At 65.0% G+C, this 15,845-nt stretch carries 11 protein-coding genes; 9 read left to right on the top strand and 2 right to left on the bottom strand.

Features of this window, described 5'->3' with window-relative positions:
- The first annotated feature begins 54 nt into the window (after nucleotides 1–54).
- The 9 genes from KPL76_RS12550 (at nucleotide 55) to rbfA (ending at nucleotide 13,759) form a co-directional block, all read left to right on the top strand.
- Nucleotides 55–1,425, top strand: coding sequence for a serine protease (locus KPL76_RS12550; protein WP_216333836.1), 1,371 nt, complete (start codon nucleotides 55–57; stop codon nucleotides 1,423–1,425).
- Between the two features lie 49 nt (nucleotides 1,426–1,474).
- Nucleotides 1,475–3,235, top strand: a complete 1,761-nt coding sequence (locus tag KPL76_RS12545) for a proline--tRNA ligase (protein ID WP_216333835.1) — start codon at nucleotides 1,475–1,477, stop codon at nucleotides 3,233–3,235.
- 136 nt (nucleotides 3,236–3,371) lie between these two features.
- On the top strand, nucleotides 3,372–4,397 hold the full coding sequence (locus KPL76_RS12540; RefSeq protein WP_216333834.1) for a 3-oxoacyl-ACP synthase III: 1,026 nt from the start codon (nucleotides 3,372–3,374) through the stop codon (nucleotides 4,395–4,397).
- 29 nt (nucleotides 4,398–4,426) lie between these two features.
- On the top strand, nucleotides 4,427–7,249 hold the full coding sequence (locus KPL76_RS12535) for an alpha/beta fold hydrolase (protein ID WP_216333833.1): 2,823 nt from the start codon (nucleotides 4,427–4,429) through the stop codon (nucleotides 7,247–7,249).
- Complete coding sequence (locus tag KPL76_RS12530; RefSeq protein ID WP_216333832.1) at nucleotides 7,246–8,217, top strand: NAD(P)-dependent oxidoreductase; 972 nt, start codon at nucleotides 7,246–7,248, stop codon at nucleotides 8,215–8,217. Before KPL76_RS12535 ends, KPL76_RS12530 begins: the two co-directional genes overlap by 4 nt.
- Before the next feature lie 107 nt (nucleotides 8,218–8,324).
- The gene (gene nusA, locus KPL76_RS12525; RefSeq protein WP_216333831.1) at nucleotides 8,325–9,434 is read left to right on the top strand and encodes a transcription termination factor NusA; all 1,110 of its coding nucleotides are present in this window, start codon (nucleotides 8,325–8,327) and stop codon (nucleotides 9,432–9,434) included.
- A 269-nt stretch (nucleotides 9,435–9,703) separates the two neighbouring features.
- Entirely contained in the window at nucleotides 9,704–10,006 is a 303-nt protein-coding gene (locus tag KPL76_RS12520; RefSeq protein WP_216333830.1) for a YlxR family protein, read from the top strand.
- A gap of 89 nt (nucleotides 10,007–10,095) precedes the next feature.
- Nucleotides 10,096–13,104 (top strand): translation initiation factor IF-2, encoded by a 3,009-nt coding sequence (infB, locus tag KPL76_RS12515; RefSeq protein WP_216333829.1) that lies wholly within the window; start codon nucleotides 10,096–10,098, stop codon nucleotides 13,102–13,104.
- 202 nt (nucleotides 13,105–13,306) lie between these two features.
- Nucleotides 13,307–13,759 carry a 30S ribosome-binding factor RbfA gene (rbfA, locus tag KPL76_RS12510; protein ID WP_216336464.1) on the top strand — a complete coding sequence of 151 codons (453 nt, stop codon included), beginning with the start codon at nucleotides 13,307–13,309 and terminating at the stop codon, nucleotides 13,757–13,759.
- 24 nt (nucleotides 13,760–13,783) lie between these two features.
- On the opposite strand, the gene KPL76_RS12505 is transcribed toward rbfA, so the two are convergent.
- Nucleotides 13,784–14,818 carry a ketopantoate reductase family protein gene (locus KPL76_RS12505; protein ID WP_216333828.1) on the bottom strand — a complete coding sequence of 345 codons (1,035 nt, stop codon included), beginning with the start codon at nucleotides 14,816–14,818 and terminating at the stop codon, nucleotides 13,784–13,786.
- Nucleotides 14,819–14,841: 23 nt separating this feature from the next.
- Nucleotides 14,842–15,747 carry an A/G-specific adenine glycosylase gene (locus tag KPL76_RS12500; RefSeq protein ID WP_216333827.1) on the bottom strand — a complete coding sequence of 302 codons (906 nt, stop codon included), beginning with the start codon at nucleotides 15,745–15,747 and terminating at the stop codon, nucleotides 14,842–14,844.
- Nucleotides 15,748–15,845: the final 98 nt, after the last annotated feature.

Raw genomic sequence — 15,845 nt, 5'->3', positions numbered from 1 at the left:
GTATAGTGAGATATTCTTAGTACTGGGGAATGCTCACTAACACGGGAGGCTATTGTGCCCACCACTCGTTCTCGCTTCGGTCTGCTTCGTGGCTTCAACCCGCGACTGGCCCGAGCCGTTGTCGGGGCAGCGGTGATCTGCGTGGCGACCTCGACGCTGTGGCCGGCGCTCGGCGGCACGGTTGCCGCCGATGCTGCGGGCACCGCTGCCGATCTGCCGCAGGAACAGGTGGCAGCGATCGGAGAAGCCGGTACGGTCTACCTCAGCGGCACCTGGTCGGGCTTCGTCGACTTTCCGAAACCCGATGGCAGCTCAGCATGGTCGAACGAGGTCGATGCGTCATTCAGCTGCAGCGGCTTCATCGCGAGCTCCGACGGCTACGTCGTCACCGCAGGCCACTGCGCTGACCCCGCGGAGGGCAAGACCAGCCTGGTCGACCAGTTCCTCAGCGACGAGGTGTCCAACGGAGACATCACTGAAGCCGACGCGCAGGCGTACATCGCCGCTGGTGCCGAAGAGAACTGGCCGGTGGAGGGGGCGCAATCGGGCGAACCGCCCGTGTTGGCGATGAAGGTCTACCCGGCCATCACCATCACCGCTGACAATTCCCAGAGCTTCGACGCTGTGCTGGTCGACGACAGGCCGATCGGCCAGGGCGACAGCGCGCTGTTCAAGATCGATGCCCGAAGCCCGCTGCCGGTTCTGCTCGTGTCGCCGAACGCACCCTCGACAGGCCAGACCGTCGACGCGATCGGCTATCCCGGCAACGTGTCAGGGCTCGTCAGTGGCAACCCCGAACCGACCTTCGCCCAGGGGCAGGTGAGCGGGCGGCAGCAGACCAGCGGTGGCCCCTTCACCCAGATCGGCGTCGCCATGAGCCCCGGTATGAGCGGAGGGCCGGTCGTGAACACCAGTGGAGACGTTGTCGGAACCGTGAGTTTCGGGCCATCCAGCGACACGCAGCAGCTCAATTTTGCGACAGCACCCGAGACGATCTCGGCAATCCTCTCGCGCAACGGTGTCACCAACAGACTGAGCGACCTCGACACGCTCTACCGAAAGGGCTTGAACGAGTACTTCACCGGTCACTTCCACGATGCCGCTGCCGACCTTGGCACGGTGACCACGCGCGACCCGTCCAACGCGATAGCGCAGCAATACCAGACCAAGGCGATCGCCTCATTCCCGCAGGAGAACACCACAGGCTGGGTGATCTGGGTCATCGTCGGTGCGGTTGTCTTCTTCGTCATCGTGATCGTGGCGGTCGTCCTTCTGCTGGTGTTGCTTCGCGCCCGACGCCGAAAACTGGCCACTACGCCACCCGCACCCGTGCCCGCACCCTTCGCTGGGCCAGACCCTTCCGGCACGGCTCGCCCGCTGCCTTCGGATCAGGCGCAGGGGCCAGGCGACCAGCAGGGGCACTGAGCGATACGGGGAGAACAAGCGGCACAGGCAGAACAAATAGACTCGTACAGTGCCAACACGTCTCACCAACTACTTTCTCAAGACTCTTCGCGAAGACCCCTCCGACGCTGAGGTGACGAGCCATCGGCTCCTCGTGCGTGCCGGCTACATCCGTCGGCAAGCGCCGGGGATCTTCGCCTGGCTGCCACTCGGGCTGCGGGTGAAGAGCAAGATCGAAGCGATCATCCGGGACGAGATGACGAACGCGGGTGCGCACGAGGTGCACTTTCCCGCCCTCCTGCCCAAGGAGCCATACGAGGTGACCGGTCGATACGTGGAGTACGGCCCGGGCATGTTCCGTCTGGAGGACCGGCGCGGTGCAGGCTACGTGCTGGCGCCGACGCACGAAGAGGTCTTCACGCTGCTGGTCAAAGACCTCTACAACAGCTACAAAGATCTGCCTCTGTCGATCTACCAGATCCAGGACAAGTACCGCGATGAGGCGCGCCCGCGGGCGGGGCTCCTTCGGGGCCGTGAGTTCACCATGAAAGATGCGTACTCGTTCGACTACACCGATGCCGGCCTCGACGCCTCCTACCAGGCGCAGCGCGATGCATACGAGCGCATCTTCACCCGGCTCGGTCTCGAATACGTGATTGTGAAGGCCGACGCCGGCGCAATGGGTGGGTCCAAGAGCGAAGAGTTCCTGCACCCCACCCCGGTCGGTGAAGACACCTTCGTGCGCTCCGCCGGTGGGTACGCCGCCAACGTCGAAGCCTTCACGACGCTCGTGCCCGACACGCTGCCGATCGAGGGGTTGCCTGAGCCGACGGTTTTCGACTCACCGAACACCCCGACCATCCAGACTCTCGTCGACCTGGCCAACGCCGAACAGCCCCGCGACGATGGACGAGCGTGGACGGCGGGCGACACGCTCAAGAACGTCGTTCTCGCCCTCACGAACCTCGACGGTTCACGCGAGATCGTGGTTGTCGGTATGCCGGGCGACCGCGAGGTCGACCTGAAGCGTGCCGAGGTCGCCTTTCAGCCGGCCGAGGTCGACGCGGCCAACGAGGCCGATTTCGCAAAATACCCGGAGCTCGTCAAGGGCTACATCGGCCCGTGGACTGAGGCCGGGGCCGTGCTGGGAGAGAAGTCTGCCACGGGCATCCGGTACCTTCTCGACCCGCGCGTCGTTGACGGTACCCAGTGGATCACAGGCGCAAACGAAGACCAGAAGCACGTCTTCGGTCTTGTTGCCGGGCGCGACTTCGTGGGCGACGGCATCGTCGAGGCCGCGAACGTGAGAGACGGTGACCCGGCTCCTGACGGCTCCGGCCCCATCGAGACGGCACGCGGCATGGAGATCGGCCACGTGTTCCAGCTCGGCCGCAAGTACGCGGAGGCCCTCGGGCTCAAGGTGCTCGACGAGAACGGAAAGCTCGTCACGGTGACGATGGGTTCGTACGGTATCGGTGTCACGCGCATCCTGGCGATCATCGCCGAACTGAACAACGATGCGAAGGGACTGATCTGGCCTCCTGAGGTGGCACCGTTCGATGTGCACGTTGTCGCGACCGGTCGTGATGAGTCGGTCTACGCGGCTGCAGAAGCGATCGTCTCGCAGCTCGAGGCGGCGGGCAAAGAGGTTCTCTTCGATGACCGGCCGAAGGTCTCGCCCGGCGTGAAATTCGGCGACGCTGAGTTGATCGGTGTGCCGAAGATCGTCATTGTCGGTCGCGGCGTGGCTGACGGAATCGTCGAAGTGTGGAACAGGGCAACGGGAGAGCGGGCAGAAATCACGCTGGACTCCGTTGCGGGCGCAGTGTAGCGGTTGCGCTCGGTCGATCACCCCGGGCGAACTCCCATCCGGGCGGACCTAGACTTGTTCGATGCGCAGTCATGGATCGACTGCACAACGCTCATCTGCACAACGCTCATCTACATCATGGTCATAAAGGACTCCCTTGACGAACAGCAATGCCACGTTCCGGCATCAGAACTCCGCTCTTCTGGCGGTCAAAGCGCGGCTCGCACCCCTCGTGGTCACGTCAGAAGAGATCGATGTTCGCCTCGCCGAGGCTCTGACGCGGCTCCGGCTGCCGACGGGCCTGCTCGAGCGGGTGGCCGGCGTCGTTTCACGCCGCAACTGGGATGAGACCCAGACGTTCGACCAGGCAGCAGCATCTGCCGCACAAGACGCCCTCGAGGCTGCGAAGGTCGACCCGAAAGACGTCGGTCTGCTCATCAACACCTCTGTGACGCGCAAGCACCTCGAACCGTCGGTCGCAGTGGGCATCCACCATGCCCTGGGGCTGCCGTCGTCGGCGATGAACTTCGACATCACGAATGCCTGCCTCGGATTCGTCAACGGCATGACGCTTGCCTCGCAGATGATCGACTCCGGTCAGATCAAGTACGCGGTCATCGTCGACGGCGAAGACTCGAACGAGATCCAGGCGAACACCATCCACCGGCTCTCGCAGCCCGGCATCTCACGCAAGGACTTCGTTAACGAGTTCGCGTCGCTCACTCTCGGATCGGGTGCCGCCGCCGCCGTTCTCGGCCCGGCCGATGCCCACCCAGAGGGCCACCGGATCATCGGGGGTATCTCGCGAGCCGGTACCGAGCACCACCTGCTCTGCGTCGGCGACAAAGATGGCATGTTCACGCACACGAAGGAGCTGCTGGCCGGAGGCATGGCTCTCGTGGTCGAAGCGTGGAAGGAAGCCAAGGGCCAGTGGGACTGGCAGAAGATGGACCGCTACATCCTTCACCAGGTCTCCGATGTGCACACCGACTCCATCGTGAAGGCCGCGAAGATCGATCGTAAGAAGATCCCGCTCACCTATCCGCTGCTGGGCAATGTGGGGCCGGCTTCGCTGCCGATGACCCTGGCACTCGAGGTCGAGAAGCTCATCAAGGGCCAGCGGATTCTCTGCATGGGGGTCGGGTCAGGCATCAACACAGCGATGACCGAGATCGTCTGGTAGTGATTCCGGCATCTCTCCCGCCTCGCGGTATGCCGGGACTCCGTGATGAGTGGTCCCGCCTGGTGTCGGCACCCGATTCCCTCGGTGGCTCACGCACGTGGCACATTCTCGACAATGGAGCCGAACTCGCGGCGGCCGGGCTGACGCCTACGGGAACGATTCTCTGCGTGCACGGCAACCCCACCTGGTCGTACCTCTGGCGAACCGTGTTGCAGCAAGCGACCGAATGGGCTCGATCTGGCGGCGATGCACCTCAGGGCGATGCATCTGAGGGCGACACCTCCCAGGGCATTGCAGAAGTCTGGCGGGTCATCGCCGTCGACCAGCTCGAAATGGGCTACTCCGAGCGCTCCGGCCAGAGCCGCACGCTGAAGACGCGCGTCGCCGACCTCGGCCTGCTGACCGAGACCCTCGAACTCCAGACTCCCGTCGTCACACTCGGGCACGACTGGGGCGGCGTCGTCTCGCTCGGCTGGGCTGTCGATCATCCTGACCTTCTGGCCGGCGTGATGCTGCTGAACACCGCGATCCACCAGCCAGAGGATTCGCCGCTGCCGGCCGTGCTTCGTCTCGTACTCCAGCGGTCTTTGCTCGTCACGAGCACGGTTCGCACCACCGGTTTTCTCGACACCACCCTCGCGATTGCTCATCCGGCTCTGGCTGGAGATGTACGAGCAGCCTTCCGGGCTCCCTATCGAACGGCTGCCAGGAGGGCGGGCATCGGTGCCTTTGTGGCTGACATTCCGGTGGATGACGAGCACGAGAGTTCTGTCGAGCTCAGCCGCATCTCCACGGCTGTAGCGAAACTGTCGGTTCCTGCACTCATGCTCTGGGGTCCTCGTGACCCTGTCTTCAGTGACCGCTACCTGGCCGACCTGATCACCCGGTTGCCCCACGCCGACGTGGCGCGATTCGAGCGAGCTGGGCACCTCGTGGGCGAAGACGTGGCCGTCGCGCCGATCATGATGACGTGGCTCGCAGAGCACATCACGGCTTCGGATGATCGCCAGCCCGTCAGCGCACAGGGCACTCATCCCGCAGCCGAGCACTCCGCGGTGCCCGCCGGTGATGAGATCAGTGTTGCCCCGTGGCGTCCGCTCTGGGCGACGCTCGACGAGTTCGCCGGAGACAGCACCCGGGCAGCAGAAACCGCCCTCGTCGAGATGGCTCCCCGCGGTTCCCGTGAGCAGCGTGTGGTCACCTGGGGGTTGCTTGGTAAACGCGTGTCGGAGATCTCAGAGGGCCTGCTGCAGATCGGCGTGAAGAAGGGCGACCGGGTGTCGCTGTTGATTCCGCCCGGTGCCGACCTCACAGCCGTCGTGTACGCCTGCCTCCGCATCGGGGCGATCATCGTGGTCGCCGACGCCGGGCTCGGTCTTACTGGTCTCGGGCGTGCCGTACGGGGCGCCCACCCCACACACATCATCGGAATCCAGCGTGCTTTGACTGCCGCCCGCGCCCTCGGCTGGCCTGGGCAGAAGATCTCAGCGGGTCAGCTCGGTCGGCCGCTTGCCTCCGTGCTCCGGGTCTCGCACTCACTGGGTGACATCGCCCGGATCGGCCGCGACGCCCGAAAACAACGGGGAGAATTGCCGCTCGGTTCTGACGATGCCGTCGGCGCAGATGTTGCTGTCGGCGCTGGTGACACCGCGGCTATTCTCTTCACCTCGGGCTCGACCGGCCCGGCCAAGGGAGTCGTCTACACCCACGGCCAGCTCAGTGCCCTCATCTCCGTGTTGTCACGCCAATTCGGCATCGGGCCAGGTACCGGTCTCGTCGCCGGATTCGCGCCCTTTGCCCTGCTCGGCCCGGCCCTCGGCGCAGTCTCGGTCACACCGGACATGGACGTCACCTCACCTCGAACGCTGACGGCGCAGGCGGTCGCCCAGGCCGCCATCGCGGTCGACGCCACCGTCGTGTTCGCCTCTCCCGCCGCCCTGGTGAACGTTCTTGCGACAGCGTCGGAGCTGACGCTGTCTGAACGGCGTGCCCTCGGGTCGGTCTCGACCGTGCTGTCTGCGGGCGCCCCCCTCGCCGTGCCGCTGCTCGAACGGGTTCAGAAGCTGGTTCCTGAGGCGATCATCCATACCCCCTACGGAATGACAGAAGGGCTGGTGATGACCGATGTCACACTGGCAGAGATCCTGAGGTCGGCAGCCGACGGCGGGGTAGCGGGCGGAGTGTGCGTGGGCAGGCCCGTCGCCGGGGTCAGCATTCGGATCAGCGCCCTCGACGCTCTCGGAGGAGCGACAGGCGAGCTCCTCGCTACGCCGGGAGTGACCGGGGAGATCGTCGTGGCGGCGGCACATCTGAAAGACCACTACGACCAGCTCTGGGTGACGGAACGCGAATCGCGGCGCGATCGTGATAGCGCCGCCAAGACCGCGTCGGGTCTCTCCGAATCGCGCTGGCACCGCACCGCAGACGTGGGCCACTTCGACGCGAACGGCCGCCTCTGGGTCGAAGGGCGCTTGTCGCATGTCATCTCGACGGCCGCGGGTGTGATCACTCCGGTCGGCCCCGAGCAGGCCGTCGAGAAGCTACCCGGAGTCAAGCGGGCCGCGGCAGTGGGCGTCGGGCCCAGCGGTGCGCAGCAGCTCGTCGTCGTCGTCGAACTCGACGGTGCGAAGCGTCTGCGCTCAGGGGTGACTCTGGCAACAGCCACTCTCAGTAGTGATGTACGAAACGTTGTGCGGGCTTCCACAGCCCACGTCGGGGGGAGTGACGTAGCCGCTGTGCTCGTGGTGAGCGACCTGCCGACGGATGTTCGGCACAACTCGAAGATCGACCGGATCGCTCTCGCGGCCTGGGCTGGCGACATTCTCGCCGGCGGGCGTCGGCACGCACCATGACGGTACTGGTCACCGGCGCGAGCGGAATGCTCGGGCGGGCGGTTGCCACCGAGCTGATCCGCGCTGGCCACACCGTGTCGACGTTCCAGCGCGGAGTGTCGGGCGTGCCTGGAGCGAGGGACGTTCGCGGCTCGCTCACCGATGAGCGGGAGGTGCAGCGGGCTGTCGAGGGAGTGGAGTCGATCATCCATCTTGCTGCCAAGGTGTCGATGGCAGGTCGCGTCGCCGACTTCGACGCGGTGAACGTGCAGGGCACTCGATCACTGTTGGAGGCGGCTCGCCAAGCCGGCGTCTCACGGTTTGTGATGGTCTCTTCGCCCTCTGTCGCCCACGCGGGAGTCGCGGTGATCGGCGACGATGCACTGCCGGCCGACCCCGCAAACGCCCGCGGTGACTACGCACGAAGTAAGGCTGAATCCGAGTTGCTTGCACTGGCGGCGGACCGGCCCGGATTCGCTGTCGTCGCGGTGCGGCCACACATCGTGTGGGGGCCCGGCGACACCCAGCTGATCGAGCGCATCGTCGAGCGCTCCAGACAGGGTCGCCTGCCGCTTCTGAGCGGGGGGCTGGCGCTCATCGATACGACGTATGTGGACAACGCGGCAACGGCGATCGTCGCTGGCCTCGGTCGTGCGGTGCAGGTGCATGGAGAATCCTTCGTCGTGACCAATGGTGAACCGCGCACCGTGAGGGAACTGCTGGCGGGAATCTGCGCTGCAGCTGGCGTGCCTGCGCCGCAGTGGGGAGTGCCGGCACCGCTGGCTCGGGCAGCGGGCGGCGCGATCGAACACTTCTGGGGCCTCAAGGCACGCGCCGACGAACCGCCGATGACGCGGTTTCTCGCCGAGCAGTTGTCGACGTCGCACTGGTACGACCAGCGACGCACCCGGCACTCTCTTGGCTGGGAGCCCGCGGTGAGCCTCGATGAGGGCCTTGGCCGTCTGCGCGACTGGTACGCAGCCCAGTAGTGCTTCGAAGCTTGCCCGTACTGGCGAGGACTGCGAGGCGTGCGACATTCGGCTATTCTTGGTAGCTGGACTGCAGAACTGAATACAGAAAAAGAAGGAGGCCGGCCGTGGACATCGACCTCAGCGTGCTCAAGCTCATGGAACGCGAACGTGACATCCCGTTCGACGAACTCGTGCAGATCATCGAGCAAGCGATCTTGACCGCGTACCTGAAGCACACCGGCCAGGCAGACCATGTCCCCGCCGGTTCATCGCCTTCACACAGCTCGTCAGCGCACAATTCGTCAGCGCACAGCTCGACCAACCACACTTCGACCAGCCACGGTGCGACCAACCACAGTGCGGCGACACCACCCGAGGCGCCCAAAGCACGGGTGCACCTCGACCGCAAGTCCGGTCATGTGAGTATCTTCGTGCCCGAACTCGACGACGAAGGCCTGGTCATCGGGGAATCCGAAGACAACCCGAGCGACTTCGGTCGCATCGCCGCGTTCGCCGCGAAGCAGGTCATCAACCAGCGACTGCGTGACATCGCCGACGACGCTGTGCTCGGCGAGTTCAAGGGTCGCGAGGGCGACATCGTCGCCGGGGTCATCCAGCAGGGCCCGAACCCCCGCATGATCCACGTCGACCTCGGTACGGTGGAGGCCATCATGCCGCCAGAGGAGCAGGTGGCCGGCGAGGCATACACCCACGGGAATCGCATCCGCGTGTACGTCACGGCCGTGACCCGTGGACTCAAGGGCCCGCAGATCACCGTGTCGCGAACGCACCCCTCGCTGGTTCGAAAGCTCTTCGCTCTCGAAGTGCCCGAGATCGCGAGCGGTGCCGTCGAGATCGTCTCACTCGCTCGCGAGGCCGGGCACCGCACCAAGATCGCCGTTCGTGCGACAGAACCGGGCATCAACGCCAAAGGCGCGTGCATCGGAGAACTCGGCCAGCGTGTGCGCGCCGTCACCAGCGAGCTCGGCAACGAGAAGATCGACATCGTCGACTACTCGGATGACCTGCCGACCTTCGTCGCGAACGCCCTGTCTCCTGCCAAGGTCACCAGCTCGTTCGTTATCGACGCTTCGCTCAAGGCTGTGCGTGCCCTCGTCCCCGATTACCAGCTCTCTCTCGCGATCGGCAAGGAGGGCCAGAATGCCCGCCTAGCCGCGAAGCTGACGGGCGCGAAGATCGATATTCAGCCGGACTCGATCCTCGAGGGCGACTGAATATCGGGCTTCGCGCCGTGCCGACGACGCGCTCAGCGTTGGCGACGCGGTTTAGACTCGCTGTATTCAGCCGGACTCGATCCTCGAGGGCGACTGAATATCGGGCTTCGCGCCGTGCCGACGACGCGCTCAGCGTTGGCGACGCGGTTTAGACTCGCTGTATTCAGCCGGACTCGATCCTCGAGGGCGACTAGCCGATCATCCATTGTCCGTGCGTTGCCCGTACAACGCCGGGTCATTCGGGCGGCAGCAAAATTGGCGGTGCTAGAATGAATTCCGTAAGAACGTGTGTCGGTTGCCGAACACGTGCCAGCAAGTCGGCTCTTCTGAGGGTCGTGGCCCACAATTCAGAGCTTGTTGCCGATGAGGCTGCTGTTCTGCCGGGTCGTGGCGCGTATCTGCACGCGACAGAGCGTTGTTTTCAGAATGCACTCAAGCGTCGGGCCTTTGGCCGGGCCCTGCGTTCTGAATCACAATTGGATACGGGCGCGCTGCGTGAAAAGCTGCGAACATCCGTCAACACCGAATCACTCAACAACGAAACCGTGAGTAAAGACACTGTGAACATCTAATGAGTAGCAACTAATGAGCGGCTCGAAATGAGTCCCGCACGTAGCTAAGGCCTGCCCCTTTTCGGGTGCCGGCCCGAACAAGGAGAATTGTGGCAAAACCACGCGTACACGAGATCGCAAGCGAACTCGGCGTCGACAGTAAGGTCGCCCTGGCGAAGCTCAAAGAAATGGGCCAGTTCGTCAAGGGGCCGTCATCAAGCATTGAACCGCCCGTTGCGCGTCGTCTCAAAGAGGCGCTGCAGGCTGAGAGCGCTGCCGCCAAGGCGACGGCGGGCGCTGGCACGAGTGGTGCGGGTGCTCCCGCAGCCGCATCGGCCGCACGCCCGGGCACCAGGCCCGGCCCTGCTGCGCCGAAGTCGCCGTCACCGGCTGCCTCGGCACCTGCGCCCTCAACTACGCCATCTTCAGCCACGCCCGGCGCGGCACGTCCTGGAGCTGCAACGGCTTCCGTACCTTCTGCGCCGACGGCCCCAGCCGCGGCGGCCTCTGCCCAGCCCGCTTCGCGCGATTCTGCTCCTTCGACTCCGTCAGCACCCGCTGCTCAAGGGTCGGCAGCACCAGTTTCGCCGGCAGCAGCACAGCCAGCACCATCGAGCACTCCCGCAGCCACCGCCGGTTCCACGCCGACGCCTTCTGCCGACGCCGCAAGCAGCGCTGCGTCAGTGGGCGCAACAGACGGAACTACTGGCTCGGCTCCTCGCCCCGGCAGCATTCCCCGTCCCGGTGGCCCTCGTCCGGGCAACAACCCGTTCGCCTCGAGCCAGGGAATGCAGCGCCCCGGCGCTCCCCGTCCCGGCAACAACCCCTTCGCCAGCCAGCAGGGCATGCAGGCCGGTGGCTCCGCCGCCCGGCCCGGTGCTGCGCCTGCAGCTCCCGGTAGCGGTGCCAGCAACATTCCCCGCCCTGGCGCTCCGCGCCCGGGTGCACCTCGTCCCGGCGCGCCGCGTCCGGGTGGTGCCGGCCAGGGTGCACGCCCCGGTGGCTTCGGTGCGCGTCCGGCAGGTGCCGGTGGCTTCCGCCCCGGTGGTGCAGGTGGGGCACGCCCCGCTGGTGCCGGTGGAGGCTTCCGTCCCGGTGGCGCCCCAGGTGCTGCTCCCGGTAACACCTTCGGCGCTCCTCGCCCCGCAGCGGGTGCCGGCGGCCGTGGTCGTGGGCCCGGCGGCGGTACCGCAGGTGCCTTCGGTCGTGGTGGCGGTCGTGCGAAAGCGCGCAAGTCGAAGCGTACGAAGAGAGCAGAATTCGAACTCAGAGAAGCGCCATCGCTTGGTGGCGTGAGTGTTCCCCGCGGTGACGGCACGACCGTTGTGCGTCTGCGTCGTGGAGCTTCGATCACCGACTTCGCTGACAAGATCGACGCGAGCCCGGGAAACCTGGTCACGGTGCTGTTCCACCTCGGTGAGATGGCGACGGCGACCGAGTCGCTCGACGAGGCGACCTTCGGAGTGCTCGGCGACGAGCTGGGCTACAAGATCCAGATGGTCTCACCCGAAGATGAAGATCGCGAGCTGCTGCTCGGCTTCGACATCGACATCGATGAAGAACTCGCCGAAGAGACCGATGACGAACTCGAGATCCGCCCGCCGGTCGTCACCGTCATGGGTCACGTCGACCACGGTAAGACTCGCCTGCTCGACGCCATTCGCAACGCGAATGTCGTCGCAGGTGAAGCCGGTGGAATCACCCAGCACATCGGTGCCTACCAGGTCATCGCGCCCCACGAGGGCATCGACCGTGCCATCACCTTCATCGACACACCGGGCCACGAGGCGTTCACCGCCATGCGTGCCCGTGGTGCGCAGGTCACCGACATCGCGGTTCTCGTGGTGGCGGCTGACGACGGAATCATGCCCCAGACGATCGAGGCACTCAACCACGCACAGGCAGCAAACGTGCCGATCGTGGTCGCAGTGAACAAGATCGACGTTCCGGGAGCAAACCCGGCGAAGGTTCGCCAGCAGCTCACCGAATTCGGCCTCGTCGCCGAGGAGTACGGCGGAGACGTCATGTTCGTCGACGTGTCTGCTCGCCAGGGCATCGGCATCGAGAAGCTTCTCGACGCTGTGTTGCTCACTGCAGACGCCGGGCTCGACCTGCGGGCCAACCCGAACAAGGATGCCCGGGGTGTCGCCATCGAGGCGAAGCTCGACAAGGGTCGCGGTGCTGTCGCTACCGTGCTCATCCAGTCGGGTACCCTCCACGTCGGAGACGCCATCGTCGCCGGAACCGCCTACGGCCGAGTTCGCGCCATGCACGACGAGAACGGTGTCGCTGTCACAGCGGCAACGCCTTCCCGCCCCGTGCAGGTGCAGGGTCTGTCGTCGGTGCCTCGCGCCGGTGACACGTTCCTGGTGACCGAAGAAGACCGCACTGCACGCCAGATCGCTGAGAAGCGTGAAGCCGTCGAGCGCAACGCCCTGCTGGCCCGTGCTCGCAAGCGCATCAGCCTCGAGGACTTCACCAAGGCGCTCGAAGAGGGCAAGGTCGAGTCGCTCAACCTCATCATCAAGGGCGACGTTTCAGGTGCTGTCGAAGCGCTCGAAGAGTCGTTGCTCAAGATCGAGGTCGACGATTCGGTTCAGCTCCGGATCATCCACCGTGGCGTCGGTGCCGTCACCGCATCAGACGTCGACCTGGCGACGATCGACAACGCGATCATCATCGGGTTCAACGTGCGCCCCGACCCGAAGGCCCGCGAACGTGCGGCGCGCGAGGGCGTGGATGTTCGGTTCTACTCGGTCATCTACAACGCGCTCGAAGACATCGAGAACTCCCTCAAGGGCATGCTCAAGCCGGAGTTCGAAGAGATCCAGTCGGGTGTCGCCGAGATCCGCGAGATCTTCCGTTCTTCCAAGTTCGGGAACATCGCTGGTGTCATCGTTCGCTCGGGTACGATCACGAGAAACGCCAAGGCGCGGGTCATCCGCGACGGTGTCGTGGTCGGAGACAACCTGGCGATCGAGTCGTTGCGTCGCTTCAAAGACGACGTCACCGAGGTTCGTACGGACTTCGAGGCCGGTATCGGGCTCGGCAAGTTCAATGACATCCAGATCGGTGATGAGATCGAGACGATCGAACTGAAAGAGAAGCCGCGTAGTTAGTCGTGGATGCGGGGGTCCTGCTGAGTTGCCATCTGGGCAAAGAGCAGGGCCCCTACCCCGATTTGCCCAGATGGCAACTCAGCAGGACCCCCCTCACGTCGGGGCCGGCTTCTCGTCCAGATTCGCTGGGCTGGGGGCCGGGAGCGTGGGATCGTTGTTGCAGAAGATTGTATTTGCGTAGTGAAGAGAAGTGGTGATTGTCGTGGTGGACGAAGCGCGGGCACGCAAGTTGGCCGACCGGATCAAGGTCATCGTGGCCAAGAAGCTCGAGCGTGGGGTCAAAGACCCGCGCATGGGGTTCGTGACGATCACCGATGTTCGGGTGACGGGCGATCTTCAGCACGCGTCGATCTTCTACACGGTGTACGGCACCGATGAGGAGCGCGCCGACAGCGCTGCGGCGTTGAAGTCAGCGACGGGAATGCTGCGGACAGAGGTGGGTAAGAACATCACGTCGCGCTTGACGCCGTCACTGGAATTCATCGCTGATGGAATCCCCGAGAATGCCAAGTTGATCGATTCGCTGCTGACCGAGGCTCGCAACCGCGATGCCGAGGTGGAGAGTCTGGCCAAGCAGGGCACGTACGCGGGCGATGCTGACCCCTACGTCAAGCCGCGGGTCATCGCGGACGAAGACGTGTTCGACGACGACTAGTCGCAAGTCGATCTCTGTGGGGCGCTAGCGAGCGTCACCGAACACGGCCCGCTGTACCGCGTTGGCCGTGAAGAAGTGGCCTGTGCGCTCGACTTCATGCACGAGCGCCACGAGGGCGGCGTTCACCGGCGCCGTCAGGCCTGCCGATTCGGCTTCAGCGACGACGGCTCCGTTCAGATAGTCGATTTCGGTCAGCTGGCCACGGCGGATGCTCTGCAGGGTCGATCCCGGGTTCGGAGTGCTGCCCATCCTGCGCCCCATCAGCTTCGGCAATCGGCTCCCGAGGCCCAGTGGCGCCTCGGAGAAGATTCGCAGGAGAAGGTTGTTGAGCCCCTGCACCTTTCCGTAGTGCACTCCCAAGGCGAAGCCGATTCGCACCGCCTCCCGCATTCCCGATGTGATGATGGGGTTCAATAGCGGGTGCGTGAGGGTCTCCTGCGCGCTCAGCCCCGTGATTGCGGGCATCGCGTTGACCTGGTTGACGATCAGCTTGGTCCATTGTGCGCCACGGAAGTTCGAGATTGCGGTGGTCGGCATGACGGTGTCGAGAATGGCAGCGGCGCTGATCGCTGCCGCATCCGCTGCACCTTCGCCGGTGCCGAGGTACGTCGGGCCCGCCGTGGTGATCGTGATCTTTCCCGGTGCGAGGTAGCTGGCTGCATAGAGTGCAAGCGCACCGACCCACTGCGGCAGCTGGTCCTCGTCGCCTGACGGTACCTCGTCTGCAAACACGCTGCGGGCTGTCGTCAGGGATTCGAGACCGTTCTGCACGACAACGACGGGAATCCCACGGAGATGCTCGGCATTCGCCGTGATGGCGGCCCGCGCATCCTGAGCCTTCGTGCAGATGAAGGCTAGCTCTGGGCGACGAGTGAGTGTCGGGTTTGCCTCTACTTGTGCAACGTGCGTGCCCCAGGCGCCTGTCAGAGTGAGGCCCTGTTGCCGGATGATCGAGAGATGCTCTCCGCGGGCTGTCAGCTCCACCTCGTGGCCGGCGCGGGAGAGGAGCGAGGCGATTGTGCCGCCTACGGCCCCGGCTCCGATGATTCCGATCTGCATGTGTGTTCCTTGGTGTGGATAGGTCAGGGGAGCCGGAGGCCGGAGGGAGACTCGATCGCGAGGCCGTCGGCCAGGAGACCTTCGATGGCTCGATCGAGTTGCGTCGATTCCTGCCAGACAGCCGCCAGACGTTTGCGCGAGAGTGTGCTGGTGTCGTCAGCGGGCAACGAGCGCAACTGTGCGAGAACGAGACCCCGCACCTGGCGGTCTGAGCCTTCGTATTTCTTCTGCGCGGCCTTCCGCTTGCCGTCGTACCCGGGGTACCCTCGCGCCCGCCACGCGCAGCTCCCCGAGATCGGGCACAGCTCACAGCGTGGCGCTCGAGCTGTGCAGACGACGGCACCCAGCTCCATGATGGCGGCGTTGAATGCTCGTGCTGCTGCTGGTTCGAGGGGGAGAATCTCGAGCATCGCAGCGAGGTCGCGGCGGCCACTCGGAGGGCCAGGTTCTGCGTCCCCTGTCACTGCGCGAGCGATCACCCGCCGGATGTTGGTGTCGACGACAGGGTGACGATCACCGAACGCGAATGCCGCGACGGCGCGTGCTGTGTAGTCGCCGACTCCGGGAAGGGCGAGCAGATCATCCACTGCTCGAGGCACCTCTCCGCCGTGTCGTTCAGTGATGGCCACGGCACAGGAGTGAAGCCAGAGGGCGCGGCGCGGGTAACCCAGTGACTGCCAGGCCCTGACGGCGTCGCCGGGGGAGCTCTCAGCGAGGGCTGCGGGTGTCGGCCAGCGTTCGAGCCACTCCTGGAGCCGCGGCACGACACGTGCGACGGGCGTCTGTTGCAGCATGAACTCGCTCACCAGCGTGCCCCAGGCCGAGAACCCCGGTCGCCGCCATGGCAGGTCACGCGCGTTTGTCGCAAACCAGTCGATAAGCGTTGGAGCTAGCTGCGGAGCGGTATCTCCGGCGGCGCTGGTATTCATCGAGTCCAATGTACGCGAGTTGCGCGGGTGCACAGATCGCCACCGTGCGATGCACGAGTTCACGAGTCGCTGGACCGGTGGCAGGCAGTTGGTGCTGG

The sequence above is a fragment of the Subtercola sp. PAMC28395 genome, assembly GCF_018889995.1.
Lineage (GTDB): Bacteria > Actinomycetota > Actinomycetes > Actinomycetales > Microbacteriaceae > Subtercola.
This window is presented reverse-complemented; position numbering and strand designations above follow the sequence as displayed.